Here is a 16,782-nt window from a genome sequence, read left to right on the forward strand (position 1 = left end):
TGCTCGGTCGTCGCGCCTCGCGCTGCTCGCGTCTCGACCGCCTGGCTCGGTCCGGGGATGGATTCACGCGCTCTGTGCGGCGCCGCAGGGCCGCTCACGCGTCCGGCGCGGGCCGCTCGACGGCCCGGCGGAGCGCCTCGATCTCCACCGGCTTGGTGAGGTGCACGTCGAACCCGGCCTCCAGCGCGCGCCGCCGGTCGTCCGGCTGGCCGTAGCCGGTCAGCGCGATGAGGGTCATGCCCCGGCCGCGCGCGGCCCGCAGCCGGCGCGCCACCTCGTAGCCGTCCAGCCCCGGCAGGCCGATGTCGATCACCACCACGTCGGGATCGCCGCGGATCGCCTGCTCGATCCCGCTCGGCCCGTCCCCCGCCACGCTCACCACGTGCCCGAGCATCTCGAGCGCGGACTGGGCCACCTCGCGGATGTCGGGGCTGTCGTCGATGACCAGCACGCGCCGCGATCGCGCCCCGGAGACCGCGCCGTCGCGATCCGCGCCGGCGGACCGGTCGGACGGCGCCGCGAGCGGCAGCCGGATCGTGAACGTGCTGCCCTTGCCCGGGCCGGCGCTGTCCGCGCGCACCTGGCCCCCGTGCATGGTCACCAGCGTCTTCACCAGCGTCAGCCCGAGCCCGAGACCGCCGCGGGCGCGGTCCAGCCCGGTGTCCACCTGCACGAACGTGTCGAACACGCGCTCCAGGTCGGGCTCGGCGAGGCCGATCCCGTCGTCGTGCACGCGGAGCACCGCCTCGTCGCCCGACGTCTCCAGCGCGACCACCACGTGGCCGCCGGGCCGGTTGTACTTGACGGCGTTGCCCACCAGGTTCGCGACCACCTGCTCCAGCCGGACCGGATCGCCGGCCAGCGGCACCTCGCCGGGCGCGACCTCCGCGCGCAGCGAGATCCCCGCGGCCGCGGCCGACGGCTGCATGGCCTCCACCGCGCGGCTCACCAGGCCGGCCAGCTCCACCCGGTGGTTGTGGAGCGCGATCTTCCCCGAGGTGACGCGCGAGACGTCGAGCAGATCGTCCACCAGGCGCGAGAGCTGCCGCGACTGCCGGCGGACCACGTCGAGCTGCCGCGGCTCGGCCGCGCCGCGCCGGTCGATCACGTCCAGCGCGAGGATGATGGCGCCGAGCGGGTTGCGGAGCTCGTGACCCAGCATCGCCAGGAACTGGTCGCGGGCGGTCACGTCCGCCTCCCGCGCGGCGAGCACCTCGCGGGCAGCGTACTGGCGCTGCCGCGCGCGGATGGCGGAGCGCACCACGCTGACGAGGGTGGCGCGGCGCAGCGGCCGATCCAGCAGCAGCACGTTCCCGAGCCAGGAGAACTGGTGCAGCGCGCGCGCGTGATCGACGCGGGGCGCGCCGCCGGTGACGACGAACACCGGCAGGTCGGACCAGGGCGGCTGGTGCGCGATCCACTCCCCGATCCCGTCGCGCGCGCCGTCGCCCAGCGCCTCCTGCGCGATCACCAGCACCGCCGCGCCGGCGCGCAGCTCCTCGAGCGCCGCCGCGACGTCGCGGCACACCACCGCGGACAGCCCCGCGGCCCGCAGCACGGCCGAGGCGATCTCCGCGTCGCGCCCGATGGGCGCGAGCACCAGGACGCGCTCGGACCGGTGCAGGCGGCTCATGGGAACGGGACGGGCAGCAGCTGCGCCCCGGTGGCGCCCGGATCGAAGTCGGGCACGCCGGTGAGGACGCCGCGGAAGTCCGCCAGCGGACCGCCGAGCTGCAGGCCGGTGGCCGTGGGCAGGTACTCGCGGATGGTGGTCTCGTGGGCCCCGAGGCGCTTCTTCACGACGGAGATCGCCTTCCGCACGCCGCCGCCGGCCTCGAAGTAGCGCAGGAGCACGACCGTGTCGGCGAGGTACGTCACGTCCGCGGGGGCGAGCATCTCGCCGAGGATCCCGTGCTGCGCCATCGTCAGCACGGTGGTGACGTGCTTCTCGGCGAGGAAGCTGAGCATCTCGTGCACCTGCAGCACCATCGAGCCCTCGCTCGGCATCGCCTGGAGCAGCCCGTTCAAGCTGTCGATCAGCACCATCTGCGCGCCGCCCTCGACCGCGCTGCGGACCAGGTGGACCAGCTCGCCGGCGGAGATCTCGGCCGGATCCACCTGCGTGACCTGCACCGTCCCCGATTGCACGAACGGCAGCAGGTCCAGCCCCGTCGAACGCGCCCGCGCGAACAGGGTGGCGCGCGGCTCGTCGAACGCGAACACCGCCGCGCGCTCCTCCCGCCGCGCGGCTGCATGGACGAGCTGGGTGGCGAGCGTGGACTTGCCTGCGCCGGCGGGGCCGACCACGAGCGTGCTGGTGCCGCGGTCGAGCCCGCCGCCCAGCATGCGATCGAGCGCCTCGAGGCCGCTCGGGCAGCGCTCCGGCAGGGCGGGGACGGCGCGGTGCTCGGCCGCGACCAGCCGCGGGAACACCGTGACCCCCCCGGTGCGGATCGCGAAGTCGTGGTGGCCGCCGCGGTAGGCGGCGGCGCGCATCTTCAGCACGCGCAGCCGCCGCCGCTCGGCGCCGTACTCCGGGTTCAGCTGCTCGAGCACGAGCACCCCGTGTGCCAGGCTCTGGACCAGGACGTCGGGCGACTCGGGCGACGGGTTGTCGAGCAGCAGCACCGTCCGATCCTTCTCGACGAGCTGTCGCTTCAGCGCGAGCAGCTGGCGGCGGTAGCGGATGGGCGTCTGCGCGAGCAGGCGCAGCTCGGTGCACGAGTCGAGCACCACCCGGTTCGGCTGGACGCGCTCCACCTCCGCGAGGATGGCGGCCATCCGCTCGCCCAGCTCCACCTCGGCGGGCTCGAGGATGGTGTTCTCCTCCTCCGGCTCCAGCTCCGACGCCTCGAACACCGTGACGCCGGCCAGATCCCAGCCGTGCGAGGCGGCCACGCTCTCCACCTCCTCGCGCGACTCCGACATGGCGATGTAGAGGCAGGACTCGCCCTCGCGCACGCCCTCCATCAGGAACTGGAGCGAGAGCGTGGTCTTGCCGGCGCCCGGCGTTCCCTGGAGCAGGTGGACGCGGCGCCGCGGGAAGCCGCCGCCGAGCACGTCGTCCAGGCCGGGGATGCCGGTGGCGGCGCGTGGGGTGAGGGGTCCGTCGGCCGTCGGCATGCGTCCTCCCGGTGGGTGGGCCTCTCGCGTCCGGTACGCTGCTCCCGGAGTCTACCCGACGCACGGTGCCCGATCGGGCAGCGAGCGCCGGCCCGCCCCGCCGCGGCGTCGATCCGTGCCGTCCCATCCGGGCTGTGTGGCGCCCGGACGCGCTCTGCGGAGCCGCGACGGCGCGGCCGCCCTAGCGAACGCCCGGGATGGTCAGCGTGAGGATCGGCGAAGCCGGCGCCGAGTACTTGCGCGCGTTATCGAGCAGGTTGTCGAGCGCGCGGCGCAGCAGCACCGCGTCCGCCTCGACCTCGGGCAGGTCGGGGCCGAGCTCGAGCCGGACGACGCGACCCGGGTGCCGGTGCCCGAGGCGCTCCACCGACTGCCGCACCACGCCCGCGGGGTCCAGCCGCGCCCGGCGGAGCGGCGGCACCCCGGTCGGCGCGAGGGTTCGCATGCGCGCACGGGCCGGCGCGCCCGCGGCTCGGCGAGCTCGGGACGCCGCAGGTCGGCGCGCTGCGCGCGGTGACCCGCGCCACCGTCTCCCTCCACCTCGCGAGCGCGCGCGCCCGGCTGCGCTGCGCCTCGCGGCGGGCGCTGCTGGCGCTGGCAGCGGCGTTCCCGGAGGCGATGGGCGCCGCTCCGGGAGCGCCCTGACCCGCGGGGCCGCTCAGCGCCGCGTCCCGCCGTCGCCGGAGAGCCACGCGCGCGCCGCGCCGGCCAGCAGCGGGAGCGCGCGCAGCGGCTCGTCCGCCGGCGGGACCTCGCCCTCCAGCGCCGCGCGCACCCGCGCCGCGAACAGGCGGAACACCTCGTGCCCGAGCGCCTCGAGGAAGCCGCGCCCCAGCGCCACCAGCGCGCCGCCCACGTTCACCGAGGCCTCCGCCACCACCTCCGTGCGCCCGCCGGGGCGCGGCACCAGCCAGCTCTCCAGCGACAGGCGCGCCGTGCCGTCGCCGAGGCGCGCGCGCGCCTCGCCCACGATGCGCACGCGCCGCCCCGGCACGTCCACCTCCGCGAGCCGCACGCGGCCGCGGTAGGCGAACGTGATCCCGGCGAGGCGCACCCGCACGTGGCCGTCGTAGGTGCGCGCGTCCACCACCGCGTCGAGCGCGCCGCCGGGCACGCAGGCCACCACCCGGCGCGGGTCCACGAGGAGGTCCCACGCGGCCGCGACCGGCGCCCCGACCTCGTACCGCTCGTCGATCCGGAGCGCCATCGGCTCCTCCGCGGCGGGGCGGGCGGCGACGACCCGGCCGCACCCGGCCCCGTACCGGAGGATAGCCGAGGCGGGCGCGCCCGCGCGCCCGCCGGTGCGCGGCCGAACCGCGCAGCGGCGCGGGGCGGGCCCGGTCAGCGCGCGACGGCCGGGCGGGGACCCTCGGGCGCAGGCGCCGCGACCGGCGCCGCGGCGGCCTCGGCCTCCACGGTGCCGCTGGCCCCGGAGCCCGGGTGCGGGTGGGCCGCGTCGGCGGGGGGCGCGCAGGTCTCGCACGCGCTGGCCGACGAGCGCACCGGCTTGCGCGGGAGGCGCGCCGGCGTCCGCGCTGCGGGCGCCCGCCGGGGTGGGGCCGCCGATGTGGCCGGGGCGGCCGGGGCGGCGCAGGCGGCGAGCGGGGCGGTGCAGGCGGGCGCGCCCAGGCCGAGGAGCGCGGCCGGGGCGAGCGGCTGCGGGGCGGCCTCGTCGCGGCTCGACCGGTGCTCGCTCCCGGCGCGGCCGTCGCTGTCGCTCGTCGAGGCGGCGAACGCCAGCGCCGGGGCGGCCGGCTTGCGCGCGGCCTCGCCGAGCGACTCCGACGCGCTCCGCGCCGCCTGGCCCAGCGACTCGGCCGAGCGCGTGGCCGTGTCGCCCAGGAACGTCGCGAGCCGGTCGGCGGAGCCGTTGATGTGCTTGCGGTCGTCGTCGGCGCGCGCGCGGAGCGCGTCGCGGTCGGCGGCGAGCTCGGCGAGCCGCTCCCGCATCGCCTCGCCCTGCGTGTCGAGGCGCGCCTTCAGCGCGGCCGACTCGCCGCGCAGCGCCGCCTCGGCCGCCTCCCGCTCCAGCCTGGCCCGGTCGCGCTCGGCCTCGGCGCGCGCCTTCGCGGCCTCGCTCTGGTCGGCCAGCCGCGCCGGCTCGAGCACGCACGAGCGCATCAGCTCGGCCTCGGTGGCCCGGGCCGGCAGCGGCTCCCCGCGTCCCCACGCGACCACCGCGCGGCTCATCCAGCGGCTCTCCTCCGACGCCATGCACTCCTGCGCGAGGCGCGTGGCGCGGTCCGACGACCACTGCGGCGGCGGGCGCGCGCACGGCCCGATCTCCTCCCTCGCGCTGCCCGCGCGCTCGGTGCGCCGGACGAAGCACCCGTCGCGCTGCAGCACCCGCGTGGTCGTGCACGCGGACGCGAGCGCCCCCAGCACCAGGATCACGTTCCTCATCGCCCCCTCCCCCTCCCGCCCACCGGCGGGCCGCCAGGAACGTTGCGGATCCGGCGTGCGTCGGGCGACCACAGCCCCCGCCGGCGCGACGCACGCGGGGCGCGCCGCGGCTTGACCGGGCCGCGCGCGGCCGCTAGTAATGCCTCCGCCCAGGGTAGACCGCCTCGCGCGGGCGCCCCGGGCCCGAGGCCGCGCGCGAGGTCCGCGGAGCGGCCGATCGCCTGCAAGCGATCCTGGACCCGATCCGCGGCGCGGCAGCCGCGACCCCCGGCGCGAGCGCCGGCCAGCACCGGACGCATCTTCCGAGCAGCCGCGCCCACGACGGCGCCGGCGAATCCGAGACAGGAGCACCGTTGGACACCTCCCGCCACGACAACCGCGCCAACGGCCGGCGCCGCCGCAAGGGCGGCGGCGGCCGCCGGATGGCGCACGGCCCCCGCTCCCCGCACCCGCACATCCCCCTCACCGACGAGGGCACGCCCGCGGCCATCCCGGATGCGCCGCCGGTCTCGCCGGTGGTGTTCGTCTCCGCCGAGAGCCGCCAGCGCTACCCCTGGGTCCCGGCGCGCGTGATCGCGGGCAGCGTCTGGCGCGGGCCCGGACACGAGCGCGTGCGCGTGGACGAGAACGGCCACGCCGCGCCCTGGAAGACCGTGCAGCGCGCCGGCTGATCGCGCGCGCTCAGCGGCCTCCCGTCCCCAGCTCGGACCGCACCACCAGCCCGATGGCCGGCGCGCCCCGGCGCACGCCGCCGCCCTGGTAGTGGTGCCAGCTCGCGCGCAGGCCGATGCCGGTCCGCGAGCGTCGCGACACCAGCCACTCGGCGTCGAGCACCGCGCCGGGCGCGGGATCGAAGTCGATCCGGGCGCCCTCCAGGAAGCCGCGGCCGCGCAGCGTCGGCGCGAGCAGCACCGAGGCGCCCGCGCCGAGCCGCAGCGGGCCGAGCTCCAGGCTCTCGGCCAGCTCCACCGGGAAGGCCGTGAACGTGGCGGAGCCGTTCGACGCCCGGACGAGCTGGAGCTTGAACCCGGCGGTCACGCGCGTGGAGAGCCGGCCGCCGGCGAGGCGGAGCACGCTCGCGCCGACCGCGGCGGAGATCCCGTCCTGGAGCGCCAGGCCGAAGCGCCGGCCGCTCGTGTACTCGAGCGCGATGAACCGGCGCAGGCCGAAGTCGCTGTGCAGCTCGACGATCAGGCCCGCCGGCGCGACGCGCTCCGGCGCCGCCCGCTCCACCTGCGGAGGCGGCGCGGGCACCGCGGGCGCGGGCTCGGCGGCGAGCAGCAGGGCGACGAGGGCTGCGGCCATCATGGCGGTGCGCTCCGGGGCACGGCCTCCGCGTGTGCCGCGCCTGCCTGGACGTTGGGGCCGGCGCCGGCGACGCGCCACCTGCCCGCGCGATCGCCCGCCCTCGTCCCCCGCCGGCGCCCGCCCGTCCGGCTGCGGAGCGGGCGCCCGCCGCCTGCCATGCGGATCCGCTCGCTGTGCGGGGGAGGTGCCGGCGGCACGCGCAGGCACGAAGCTTCGGAGGGCGGGCGCGCGAGGAGGCGCGCCCGGAGGGGAGGCCAGGGGTGCACGCAGGGCGGATGGCGCTCGGCCTCGCGGCGGCCGCCGCGCTCGCGGGCGTGACGCCGCGCGCGGGGGCGGCCGACGGCGGGGCGGCCGGCGCCGTCACCGGCGCGTTCGGCGGGCCGGTGGTGGCGCCGCTCCCCGCGGACGGCGCGCGCCTGGCGGGCGCCGCGTTCATGGGCTACCGCGGGCGCGACGGCCAGTCCACGGGGGCGGTGCTCACGGTCGCGCCCTGGCGCGCGGTGTTCCTCCGGGCCGGGGGAGAGCTCACCCCGTGGTCCCAGGACGGCGGCGTGCGCCTGCTGTGGGGCGCCGGGCTCGAGTCCGCCCGGCCCGGGACCGCGTTCGTGCACGTGCACGACTGGGGCCCGGTGCGGCCCGGCGAACGGTTCACGCTCCGTCACGCCGAGGCCAGCGCCGGGTACAAGCTTCCGGCGGGGTGCCTGGGCCCGCTCTGCGTCGCCCCCGCCGTCTACGCCACCGTGCCGTTCGACGGCGGTCCGTACGCCGGCGCCCGCGCGGCGCTCACGCTGTGGGGGAGCTGGTACGTGATGGGCGCCTTCGGCCGGACGGTGCCCGGGGTGCTCGACCGCGCCCGGGACGCGGCGCCGGCGCCGGCGTGGCGGCTCGGCTGGTCGCTGGGCCGGTGGAGCGGCCGGGCGGGCGCGCTGTTCGTCACGTACCGTGACGAGCTCGCGCTCGACCGGTTGCGCACGCCCGGCGTGAAGGATCGGCAGGGGCGCGGGGCGCTCATGGCGGGGGCGGTGTGGACCCGCTGATCCGGCCCGCGATCGCCGCCGCGCTCGCCGTGCTGTGCGGGTGCGGCCTGCTCTCGCCGGGCGAGCCGCCCGCCGCCCCCACCGCGCCGGTGCCCGGGTGGACGCCGCCGGACGCCCCCATCCCGGCGCCGCCGCCGCCCGCCGGCGTGGCGCCGGAGGCGCCGCTCCCCGGCTACGCGCTCGCGTGGCACGACGAGTTCGACGGGACGGCGGTGGACCCGGCGCGCTGGAACGTGGAGGCCCGCCACTGGCGCGACGCGCTCAACGACCCGGCGGCGGTCACCGTGCAGGATGGCCTGCTTCGGATCACGACCTTCACCGACGAGGCCGGCGTCCACCACACCGGATACCTCGAGACCGTCGGCCTGTTCGAGCTGACCTACGGCTACCTGGAGGCGCGCATCCGCTTCCACGAGGTGCCCGGCACCTGGTGCGCGTTCTGGCTCTACCCGCAGACCTACGGCCAGCCCATCGGCGACCCCGGCACCGCCGGCGTGGAGATCGACGTCGTGGAGCACCGGGTGGTGGACGGCGGCGGCTGGAACGTGCGCGACCTGGTGATGTCGGGCATCAACTGGGACGGCTTCGGCGCCGACTGGAAGAAGGTGCACCGGACCCAGCCGCCGCCCGACGGCGGGCCGGTGTGGGGCGCGTGGCGCACGTTCTCGGTCCTGTGGACGCCCGCGGGCTACACGTTCTACGTGGACCAGCAGCCGCTCTGGAGCACCTCGGCGGCGGTGTCGCACCGGTCGCAGCCCATCTACCTCACCTGCGAGGTGAAGCAGCGGAGCTGGGCCGGGACGATCCCGGCGGGCGGCTACGGGCCCGCGGCGACGAGCGACGACTTCATGGAGGTGGACTGGGTGCGCGCGTGGCAGCCCGCGCCCTGACCGCGCGCCCTCGGCTCACGGGGCCGGCGCCCGCGCCGCCGCGCGGATCCGATCCCGCGCGCCGAAGCCGTGCCTCCCGGCCGGGCGGGCGACGGGCGCGCCCCCGCCGCGGGACGCCGGCGCCGCCCCGGCCCTCGGGGCCGGCGCCGCCTCGCGCAGGAGGCGGACCAGCGCCGCCTCGACGCGGTGCAACCCGCGCGTCACGGCCACGCCGACCTCGTCGGGCGTGTAGCAGCAGCCGATCACCCTGCCCTGCCCGAACGCCTGCAGCACGGCCGGGCTCACGTACGAGGCGCGCGCCACCGACGGCGTGTTGCCGAGCCTGCCCGCGACCGCCTTCACCGCGGCGACCTCGAGCTGCCGGCGGCTGGTCCGGCCCGGGACGATCTCCCGCTCCCGCCGCGCCAGCTCGCTCGCGCAGAGCACCGTGCCGGCCCAGGTCCGGAAGTCCTTCGCGGTGAACGGCGCCCCCGCCGCCTCGCGCAGGTACGCGTTCAGGTGGCGGCGCCGCACGTCCACCACCTCGCCCTCCTCCTCGAACTTGAACACGTCGCGCCCCGGCACTCGCAGCAGCGTGCGCACCAGCCGCGCCACCGGCGCGTCCTCCAGCTCGCGCACCTGCCGCTTGCCGGACTTGCCCCGGTAGTCGAACACGAGCCGGTCGCCCTGCACGCGCACGTGCCGGGGCCGGACCGTGGTGAGCCCGTAGCTCCCGTGCTCGCGCGCGTACGCCTCGCTGCCCGGCCGCATCGGGCAGGTGGCGAGGATCCGCACCATGGCCGCGAGCACCCGCTCCCGCCCCAGGCCGCGGCGGCGCAGGTCGCGGGTCACGCGCGCGCGGATCCGCGGGAGCGCGGCGGCGAAGCGGAGCAGCCGCCGGTACTTCGCCCCGGAGCGGCGGCGCATGAACTCCGGGTGATAGCGGTACTGCCAGCGCCCGGCGCGATCCCGGCCGATGGCCTGCAGCTTGGCGCCGGCCACCGGGCTGACGCGCACGTCCGTCCACGCCGGCGGCAGCGCGAGCCGCCGCGCGCGCTCGGCGTCCTCCGCGGCCGCCGGGCGGCCGTCCGGGCGGACCCAGCGGAACCCGGTGCGCGGCGTGCCGGCGCGGCGCAGCCCGATCTCCTGGAGCCTCTCGATGGCGCGCATCCCCTCCACTGATGCGCACCTCAGGCCCACGCGGCACGCCCGGCGCTGGACGCTCCCGGCGCCCTGGGGTATCCGGATCGAGGAGCCCGGACGCTGCGCCCGGGCCCGGAGCCCCATGCGCCCCACCGACACCACCTGCGAGCACGTCCTCCCCCTCTCCAGCGACCCCGCGCTGCGGCGCCGCTTCATGGTGCTGAAGGATCCCATCCCCGGGAACTTCCGCTTCGGCGTGCTGCTGGAGGTGCTCGACCGGCTGGCCGCCGACACCGCCATGGCGTACGCCCAGCGCTTCCAGCCCGGCGCGAGGGTGGTGACCGCCGCGCTGGACGAGATCGTGGTCCGGCGCGTGGCGGACGTGACGCGCGACGTGCGCTGCCTGGCCCGCATCAACCACGTGGGCCGGTCCTCCATGGAGGTCGGGATCCGGGTGGAGTCCGCGCCGGACCGGGCCCACCTCGCCTCGTGCTACTTCACCATGGTGGCGCGCGACGGCGACGGCCCGGGCGCCCGCAGCGTCGCGGTCCCGCCGCTCGAGCTCGGCGACGACGTCGAGCGGGTGCGCGCCGCCCGCGCCGCCGCACGCCGGGCCGCGTACCGCCGCGAGCAGGACAGCCTGGTGGAGCCGCCCTCGCGCGACGAGTTCCTGCTGCTGTCCGCGCTGCACCGCGAGCAGGAGGAGCCCGGCTTCGCCGGCGTCCGGGCACGCGACGTGGTCACCGAGACCTGGGAGCGCACCTACCCCGAGCAGGAGAACCTCTCGGCGGTGATCTTCGGCGGCTACATCATGCGCCGCGCGTACGAGCTGGCGTCGATCTGCGCCGAGCGCGTGGCGCTCGACCGCCCGGTGATGGCGGCCGTGAACCGGGTGAACTTCTTCCACCCGGTCCAGATCGGCGACAAGCTCCACCTCACCAGCCGCGTGGTCTACACCGACGGCGCCATGGTCTGCATCGAGACCGGCATCGAGCGGATCAGCCGCGACCGCAGCGCCCGCGCGCTCTCCAACTCCTGCCGCTTCACGTTCGTGAACATCGACCGCGACCTGCGGCCGGTCCCGGTGCCCACGCTGCACCCGTCCGACTACGCCGAGGACGCACGCTACCTGGCTGCGCGGCGCGACCTGCGCGGCCTGGAGGAGCGCAGCGCGAAGGGCTGGCTGCTCTCCTACCTGGCCGGCGCGCAGCGGGACTGAGCGGGCGCGCCGCCGTCCCCGGGCAGGACGGGGGCTGGCGCGCGCGCCGGCCGGGGCGCACCGTCGTCCGGGAGGAACTTACATGCACCGCACCCTCGCAGCGTTCGCACCCTTCGCGGCAGCCGCCGCCCTGCTCGCCGCCCCGGCGCCCGCCCGGGCGTTCTTCTCGCTCGAGCTCCACTACGGCGTCGAGCGCGCCGACGCCACCAGCCTGAAGCACGGCCTCGACGCCGCGCTGTCCGACACGGCGCGCCTCAAGAACTCCGCCCAGATCGTGGGCGGGCTCGCCACGCTCAAGCTCGGCGTCCTCGAGCTGGGCGCGGTGGCGGACCGGACCTGGAAGAAGGACGGGCCCAGCATCACCGCGGTCGGCGGGCTGGCCGGCCTCGGCTTCGACGTCGGCGCGATCCGCCTGGAGGCGCTCGGCGAGGCCGGCGGCCGGCGGTACGGCGACTTCCTGAAGGATCCGGCGGTGATCACCCGCGGGTCCAACGCCGAGTGGCTCGCCTACGTGGGCGTGCGCCCGGGCATCGCGTACCGCGCCGAGCTGGGCGGCGGCCTCGGGTTCCTCATCGGCGTCTGGGGCTTCGCGCGGTGGGACGTGACGAGCAAGAACGTCCCGGTGACCGTCCGCCCGTCCGAGGGCGGCCCGGACACGAGCGCCGAGTACGAGCTCGGCGGCGTGACGTTCGGCGCGACCGGTCGCGTCGGGATCGACTTCTGACGGAGCGCTCCGCGCCCATGGGCGCGGAGGTGCCCGCGGGCGTGGCTGACGCCGCGCGGACGGGCGGGCGCAGCCCGGGCGGCACACCCGCCCGGGCTGCGCTAGGATGTGCGTTCCGGCCACCGAGGAACGCATGCCCTACAGAACGGACGACCTCCGCATCCGCGGGATCAAGGAGCTCGCCCCGCCGTCGCACCTGATCCGCGAGTTCCCCTGCACCGAGAAGGCGTCGGCCGTCGTCCACGGCGCGCGCCAGGCCATCCACCGGATCCTCCACGGGATGGACGATCGCCTGGTCGTGGTGGTGGGCCCCTGCTCGATCCACGACACGAAGGCGGCGAAGGAGTACGCCGCGCGGCTCCTGGACGAGCGCGTGCGCCACGCGGAGGACCTCGAGGTCGTGATGCGCGTCTACTTCGAGAAGCCGCGCACCACCGTGGGGTGGAAGGGGCTCATCAACGACCCCGGCCTCGACAAGACCTACGACATCAACCTCGGCCTGCGCGTCGCGCGCGAGCTCCTGCTGGACGTGGCCGAGATCGGCGTGCCGGCCGGCTGCGAGTACCTCGACATGATCACCCCGCAGTACATCGCCGACCTGGTGTCCTGGGGCGCGATCGGCGCGCGCACCACCGAGAGCCAGGTGCACCGCGAGCTCGCCTCCGGCCTCTCCTGCCCGGTCGGCTTCAAGAACGGCACCGACGGCAACGTCGCCATCGCGATCGACGCCATCAAGGCGGCGCAGCAGCCGCACCACTTCCTGTCGGTGACGAAGGGCGGCCACTCGGCCATCGTCTCCACGAACGGGAACGAGGACTGCCACATCATCCTGCGCGGCGGCCGCACCCCGAACTACGACGCCGCCAGCGTGGACGCCGCCTGCCGGGAGATCGGCAAGGCCGGCCTGGCGCAGCGGCTCATGATCGACGCGAGCCACGCGAACAGCCAGAAGAAGCCGGAGAACCAGGTCCCGGTCTGCGCGAACGTGGCGGCGCAGGTGGCCGGCGGGGAGGTCCGCGTGGTGGGCGTCATGATCGAGAGCCACCTCGTGGCGGGGCGGCAGGACCTGAAGGTCGGCAAGCCGCTCACGTACGGGCAGAGCGTCACCGACGGCTGCCTGGGCTGGGAGGACACGGTGGGCGTGCTGGACGGCCTCGCGGCCGCGGTGCGCGAGCGCCGGGTGAAGGAGGCGGGCTTCAACGGCGGCGCCGAGGTCGCGCCCGCCTGATCCCCCGCGCGGCGGAGGCGCGCGATCCTCCATGCGCGGCGCCGGCCGAAAGGCTATGGTGCCGCGCTTGAGCCCGACCTTTGCAGACCTGAACCTCTCCGAGAAGACGCTCCAGGCGCTGGAGCGCGCCGGCTTCGAGCACCCCACGCCCATCCAGGCGCAGGCCATCCCGCCCGCGCTGGGCGGCCGCGACGTGATCGGCGCCGCCGCGACCGGCACCGGCAAGACCGCCGCGTTCCTGCTCCCCATCATCGAGCGGCTGGCCGGGGGGGCGCCGAAGGATCGCCCGGCGGCCGCGCACGGCAAGCCCGGACCGCGCGCGCTGGTGCTCGCGCCGACGCGCGAGCTGGCGGTCCAGATCGCCGGCGAGCTGGAGCGGTTCGGCCGCGGGCGCCACGTCCGCGGCGCGCTGGTGATCGGCGGCGTGGGCATGGGCGCGCAGAGCGCCGCGCTCCGCGACCACGAGGTGATCGTGGCCACGCCGGGGCGCCTGGTGGACCACCTGCAGCAGGGCACCGCGCGCCTGGACGGCCTGGAGGTCCTGGTGCTCGACGAGGCCGACCGGATGCTGGACATGGGCTTCGCGCCCCAGCTGAAGCGGATCCTCGCCCGCGTCCCCAAGGTCCGCCAGACGCTGCTGTTCTCGGCGACCATGGCCGGCGAGGTGGCCGACTTCGCGCGCGCGCACCTGCGCGATCCGGTGCGGGTCGAGGTGGCGCGGAGCGGCACGCTCGCCGAGCGCGCCGAGCAGCGGGTGTTCCTGCCCGAGCAGCGGGAGAAGCTGCCGCTCCTGCTGGCGCTGCTGGAGGAGGACGACCTGTCCACGCTGGTGTTCACCCGCACCAAGCGGCGCGCCGACAAGGTGGCGAAGGCGCTGCAGCGGGCCGGGCACAAGGTGGCGCGCATCCACGCGGACCGCTCGCAGGCGCAGCGCCGGATGGCGCTGGAAGGCTTCCGCGACGGCCAGTACCGCGTGCTCGTCGCCACCGACATCGCGGCGCGCGGCATCGACGTGGCGGAGATCGGCCACGTCGTGAACTTCGACCTGCCGCACGTCCCGGAGGACTACGTGCACCGGGTCGGGCGGACCGCGCGCATGGCCGCGAGCGGCCGCGCCTCCGCGTTCGCCTCGCCGGAGGAGCTGGACCTCCTCCGCGACATCGAGCGCCTCACCCGCGCCCCCATCCCGCGCGCCGAGGTGCCGCGCGAGCACGCCACGTTCCAGGCGGAGCTCCAGCGCGCCGATGCGGCGCAGGCGAACCCGGGCCCGGGCGCGCGGCCGGCCGGCATGAACCGCAACCGCCGCCGCGCCGCCGCGCACCGCGACCGGCTGGCGGGCGGCAAGGGCGCGGAGGGCGCCGCCACCGCGGGCGAGCGGGCACCGCGCGCGCAGCCCGCGGCGTCCGCCCCGCGGCGGAGCGCGCCCGCCGCCGCCGGCGCGGGCTCGAAGCCGCGCCGCGTCGGCTCGTGGGGCCCGAAGAAGCGCCGCTAGGCGCGCTCCTCCATCGCCGGCGCGCGCCCGCGCTCCCGCCCCGCCGCCGCCACCGCGGCGAGCAGCGCCTCCAGGTCGGCCGGCTTGACGAAGTGGTGCCGGAACCCGGCGGCGGCGCTGCGCGCGCGGTCGTTCGGCTGACCGTAGCCGCTGACGCCGATCACCACCGGGGCCGCCTCACCCAGGCGCCGCCGGAGCTGGATCGCCAGCTCGTAGCCGTCGAGCACCGGAAGCCCGATGTCGAGGATGGCGACGTCGGGCCGGAAGCGCGCGGCCAGCTCGAGCCCGCGCCCGCCGTCGCCCGCCACCCGCACCTCGTGCCCGGCGTGCGCCAGCACGTCGGCGAGCAGCTCCGCCGCGTCCTCGTTGTCGTCCACCACCAGGATGCGCAGGGGCGCGGCGGCGGCGGCGGCGGCGGCCGCGGCGGCGGGGCGGGGCGCCGGGGGCGAGGCCGCCGGGGCCCGCGGGGCGGCGGGCAGCTCCACCACGAACGTGCTCCCCTTGCCCGGGCCGTCGCTGCACGCCTCCACCCGGCCGCCGTGCAGCTCCACCAGGCTCCGCACCAGCGCGAGGCCGATGCCGAGCCCGCCCTGCGGGCGGTCCTGGCCCTGCGGCGCCTGCACGAACGGCTCGAAGATGCGGGAGCGGAGCTCGGGCGCGAGCCCGCGGCCGTCGTCCCGGACCGCCAGCTCCACCTCGGCGCCCCGCAGCGCCGCCCGGACCTCGATGTGGCCGCGGGGCGGCGTGTACCGGGCCGCGTTGGTGAGCAGGTTCGCGACCACCTGCGCGAGCCGGTGCGGGTCGCCGACCACGGCGAGGCCCTCCGGCACGTCCACCGTGAGCCGGTGCGAGCGCTCCTCGACGAGGGGGGTCGCCATCTCCACCGCGCGCGCGACGAACGACCGGACCTCGATGCGCTCCGGCTGCAGCTCGACCTTGCCGCGGGTGATCCGCGAGACGTCGAGCAGGTCGTCCACCAGCCGCACCAGGTGATCCACCTGCCGGCGGATGACCGCGTGCTCGCGCGTGCCGCCGCTCCCGCCGAGCTCCTGCAGCTCCAGCGCGGTCACGATCGGTGACAGCGGGTTGCGCAGCTCGTGGCCGAGCATGGCCAGGAACTCGTCCTTGGTCCGGCTGGCCGCCTCGGCCTCGGCGCGGGCGGCCTCGGCGACCGCGAGGTGCTGGTCGCGCTCCCGCTCGCGCGCGGCGAGCAGGTCTGCGGAGCGCTCGAGCGCCTCGCCCAGCCGCGCCACCTCCGCGATGCCCTCCGCCTCGACCTGCGGGCGGGCGCCGCGGGCGAGCGCCTCGGCGGACGCGGCCGCGGAGGCGATGGCGCGGTTGAACCGGCCCGCCGCCAGGAACGCGCCGCCCGCGCTCACGAGCAGCACCGCCGCGCCCAGCGCCGCGATGGTGAGCACCGAGCGCCGGGTGGCGCCGTCCAGCATGTCCACCGGCGCCACCACCGCCGCGGTCCAGCCGGCGCGGGCCGAGTGGCCGAACGCGACGTACGAGCGTCCGCCGTCGAGGTCGGTGTCGCGGTACACGCCCTCGCCGCCCGCGCGGGCGGCCTCCAGGAAGCGCGGCGACGCGGGCTGTCCCACGAAGCGCTCCGGCGACCGGCTCCGCGCCACCACCGTGCCGGACCGGTCCACCAGCGTGCGGATCCAGGGGTTCTCGCCGGTCCCGGGCACCCGCACCAGATCGCGCAGCGCCTCCGCCGGGATGAGCGCGCTCAGCACGTGCCGCACCCGTCCCCGGTGCATCAGCGGGAGCCGCGCGGCGACCAGGAGCGCGCCGTCGGGGCCGGTGAAGACGTCCCCCAGCACCGGCTCGCCGGTCCCGACCGCCTCCGCCAGGCTGCGAGGGTCGCGCGGCGGCGACGTGGCCGGGACCGAGGTCCTCCGCGTGTCGAGCAGCCGCAGCCCGTCCGGCCTCGCCAGGACCACCGCGTGCCAGGTGGGCTGCGTCCGGAGCACGCGCACCGCGTCCTCGCGGAAGCCGTCCAGGTCGCCGCGCTCCAGGCGTTCGGACCCGCCGAGCGCCTGCAGCGCCCGGAAGGTGGCGGTGGTCTCGCGGTCCACGCCCTCGGCCAGCGTGCGCGCGTCGGCGACCAGGCGCTGCCGGTTGGCCTCGCGCTCGCCCGCCGCGAGCCGGCTCAGCATCGCGGCGGAGAACAGCGCCACCGGCAGCAGCGCGCCGGCGGTGAGACCCACGAGGCGCCACCTGAAGCGGATGA

16 protein-coding genes are annotated in these 16,782 nt (G+C 77.2%); 8 read left to right on the plus strand and 8 right to left on the minus strand.

Annotated features, from left to right (window positions below):
- Window positions 1–94 precede the first annotated feature (94 nt).
- From ANAEK_RS15235 to ANAEK_RS15245, 3 genes are all read right to left on the minus strand, one after another.
- Window positions 95–1,633, minus strand: coding sequence for a hybrid sensor histidine kinase/response regulator (locus ANAEK_RS15235; protein WP_012527026.1), 1,539 nt, complete (start codon window positions 1,631–1,633; stop codon window positions 95–97).
- The gene (locus tag ANAEK_RS15240) at window positions 1,630–3,123 is read right to left on the minus strand and encodes an ATPase domain-containing protein (RefSeq protein ID WP_012527027.1); all 1,494 of its coding nucleotides are present in this window, start codon (window positions 3,121–3,123) and stop codon (window positions 1,630–1,632) included. The genes ANAEK_RS15235 and ANAEK_RS15240 overlap by 4 nt, the downstream gene beginning before the upstream one ends.
- 181 nt (window positions 3,124–3,304) lie before the next feature.
- Window positions 3,305–3,568, minus strand: coding sequence for an ATP-binding protein (locus tag ANAEK_RS15245; RefSeq protein ID WP_012527028.1), 264 nt, complete (start codon window positions 3,566–3,568; stop codon window positions 3,305–3,307).
- 68 nt (window positions 3,569–3,636) lie between these two features.
- Here ANAEK_RS15245 and ANAEK_RS23545 point away from each other — a divergent pair, with 68 nt between their 5' ends.
- Window positions 3,637–3,768 carry a hypothetical protein gene (locus ANAEK_RS23545; RefSeq protein ID WP_255344360.1) on the plus strand — a complete coding sequence of 44 codons (132 nt, stop codon included), beginning with the start codon at window positions 3,637–3,639 and terminating at the stop codon, window positions 3,766–3,768.
- Window positions 3,769–3,781: 13 nt separating this feature from the next.
- Here ANAEK_RS23545 and ANAEK_RS15250 read toward each other — a convergent pair whose 3' ends face one another.
- Window positions 3,782–4,330, minus strand: coding sequence for an SRPBCC family protein (locus tag ANAEK_RS15250; RefSeq protein ID WP_012527029.1), 549 nt, complete (start codon window positions 4,328–4,330; stop codon window positions 3,782–3,784).
- Window positions 4,331–4,464: 134 nt separating this feature from the next.
- The gene (locus tag ANAEK_RS15255; RefSeq protein WP_012527030.1) at window positions 4,465–5,526 is read right to left on the minus strand and encodes a hypothetical protein; all 1,062 of its coding nucleotides are present in this window, start codon (window positions 5,524–5,526) and stop codon (window positions 4,465–4,467) included.
- Between the two features lie 353 nt (window positions 5,527–5,879).
- Between ANAEK_RS15255 and ANAEK_RS15260 the strand changes: the two genes are divergently transcribed.
- On the plus strand, window positions 5,880–6,197 hold the full coding sequence (locus tag ANAEK_RS15260) for a hypothetical protein (RefSeq protein ID WP_012527031.1): 318 nt from the start codon (window positions 5,880–5,882) through the stop codon (window positions 6,195–6,197).
- A 10-nt stretch (window positions 6,198–6,207) separates the two neighbouring features.
- Here the strand turns inward: ANAEK_RS15260 and ANAEK_RS15265 are convergent, their stop codons facing one another.
- On the minus strand, window positions 6,208–6,834 hold the full coding sequence (locus ANAEK_RS15265) for a hypothetical protein (RefSeq protein WP_012527032.1): 627 nt from the start codon (window positions 6,832–6,834) through the stop codon (window positions 6,208–6,210).
- Between the two features lie 260 nt (window positions 6,835–7,094).
- Between ANAEK_RS15265 and ANAEK_RS15270 the strand changes: the two genes are divergently transcribed.
- Together ANAEK_RS15270 and ANAEK_RS15275 are read left to right on the plus strand one after the other, a co-directional pair.
- Entirely contained in the window at window positions 7,095–7,871 is a 777-nt protein-coding gene (locus ANAEK_RS15270) for a hypothetical protein (protein WP_012527033.1), read from the plus strand.
- A complete protein-coding gene (locus ANAEK_RS15275) occupies window positions 7,859–8,761 on the plus strand; it encodes a glycoside hydrolase family 16 protein (RefSeq protein ID WP_012527034.1) in 903 nt (300 codons plus the stop codon). The genes ANAEK_RS15270 and ANAEK_RS15275 overlap by 13 nt, the downstream gene beginning before the upstream one ends.
- Window positions 8,762–8,776: 15 nt before the next feature.
- Here the strand turns inward: ANAEK_RS15275 and ANAEK_RS15280 are convergent, their stop codons facing one another.
- The gene (locus ANAEK_RS15280; protein ID WP_012527035.1) at window positions 8,777–9,910 is read right to left on the minus strand and encodes a DNA topoisomerase IB; all 1,134 of its coding nucleotides are present in this window, start codon (window positions 9,908–9,910) and stop codon (window positions 8,777–8,779) included.
- A 115-nt stretch (window positions 9,911–10,025) separates the two neighbouring features.
- On the opposite strand from ANAEK_RS15280, the gene ANAEK_RS15285 reads away from it, so the two are divergent.
- The 4 genes from ANAEK_RS15285 to ANAEK_RS15300 all read left to right on the plus strand — a co-directional run bounded on the left by ANAEK_RS15285 (window position 10,026) and on the right by ANAEK_RS15300 (window position 14,546).
- Window positions 10,026–11,102 carry a hotdog domain-containing protein gene (locus ANAEK_RS15285; protein ID WP_012527036.1) on the plus strand — a complete coding sequence of 359 codons (1,077 nt, stop codon included), beginning with the start codon at window positions 10,026–10,028 and terminating at the stop codon, window positions 11,100–11,102.
- Between the two features lie 82 nt (window positions 11,103–11,184).
- Entirely contained in the window at window positions 11,185–11,826 is a 642-nt protein-coding gene (locus ANAEK_RS15290; RefSeq protein WP_012527037.1) for a hypothetical protein, read from the plus strand.
- Window positions 11,827–11,959: 133 nt separating this feature from the next.
- Window positions 11,960–13,054, plus strand: coding sequence for a 3-deoxy-7-phosphoheptulonate synthase AroG (gene aroG, locus ANAEK_RS15295; protein WP_012527038.1), 1,095 nt, complete (start codon window positions 11,960–11,962; stop codon window positions 13,052–13,054).
- A 31-nt stretch (window positions 13,055–13,085) separates the two neighbouring features.
- Window positions 13,086–14,546 (plus strand): DEAD/DEAH box helicase, encoded by a 1,461-nt coding sequence (locus ANAEK_RS15300; protein WP_083779841.1) that lies wholly within the window; start codon window positions 13,086–13,088, stop codon window positions 14,544–14,546.
- Here ANAEK_RS15300 and ANAEK_RS15305 read toward each other — a convergent pair.
- Window positions 14,543–16,759 carry an ATP-binding protein gene (locus ANAEK_RS15305; protein ID WP_012527040.1) on the minus strand — a complete coding sequence of 739 codons (2,217 nt, stop codon included), beginning with the start codon at window positions 16,757–16,759 and terminating at the stop codon, window positions 14,543–14,545. The two genes, ANAEK_RS15300 and ANAEK_RS15305, sit on opposite strands and share 4 nt — an antisense overlap.
- Window positions 16,760–16,782 lie beyond the last annotated feature (23 nt).

Origin of the sequence: Anaeromyxobacter sp. K, from assembly GCF_000020805.1 — a bacterium.
Classification (GTDB): domain Bacteria; phylum Myxococcota; class Myxococcia; order Myxococcales; family Anaeromyxobacteraceae; genus Anaeromyxobacter; species Anaeromyxobacter dehalogenans.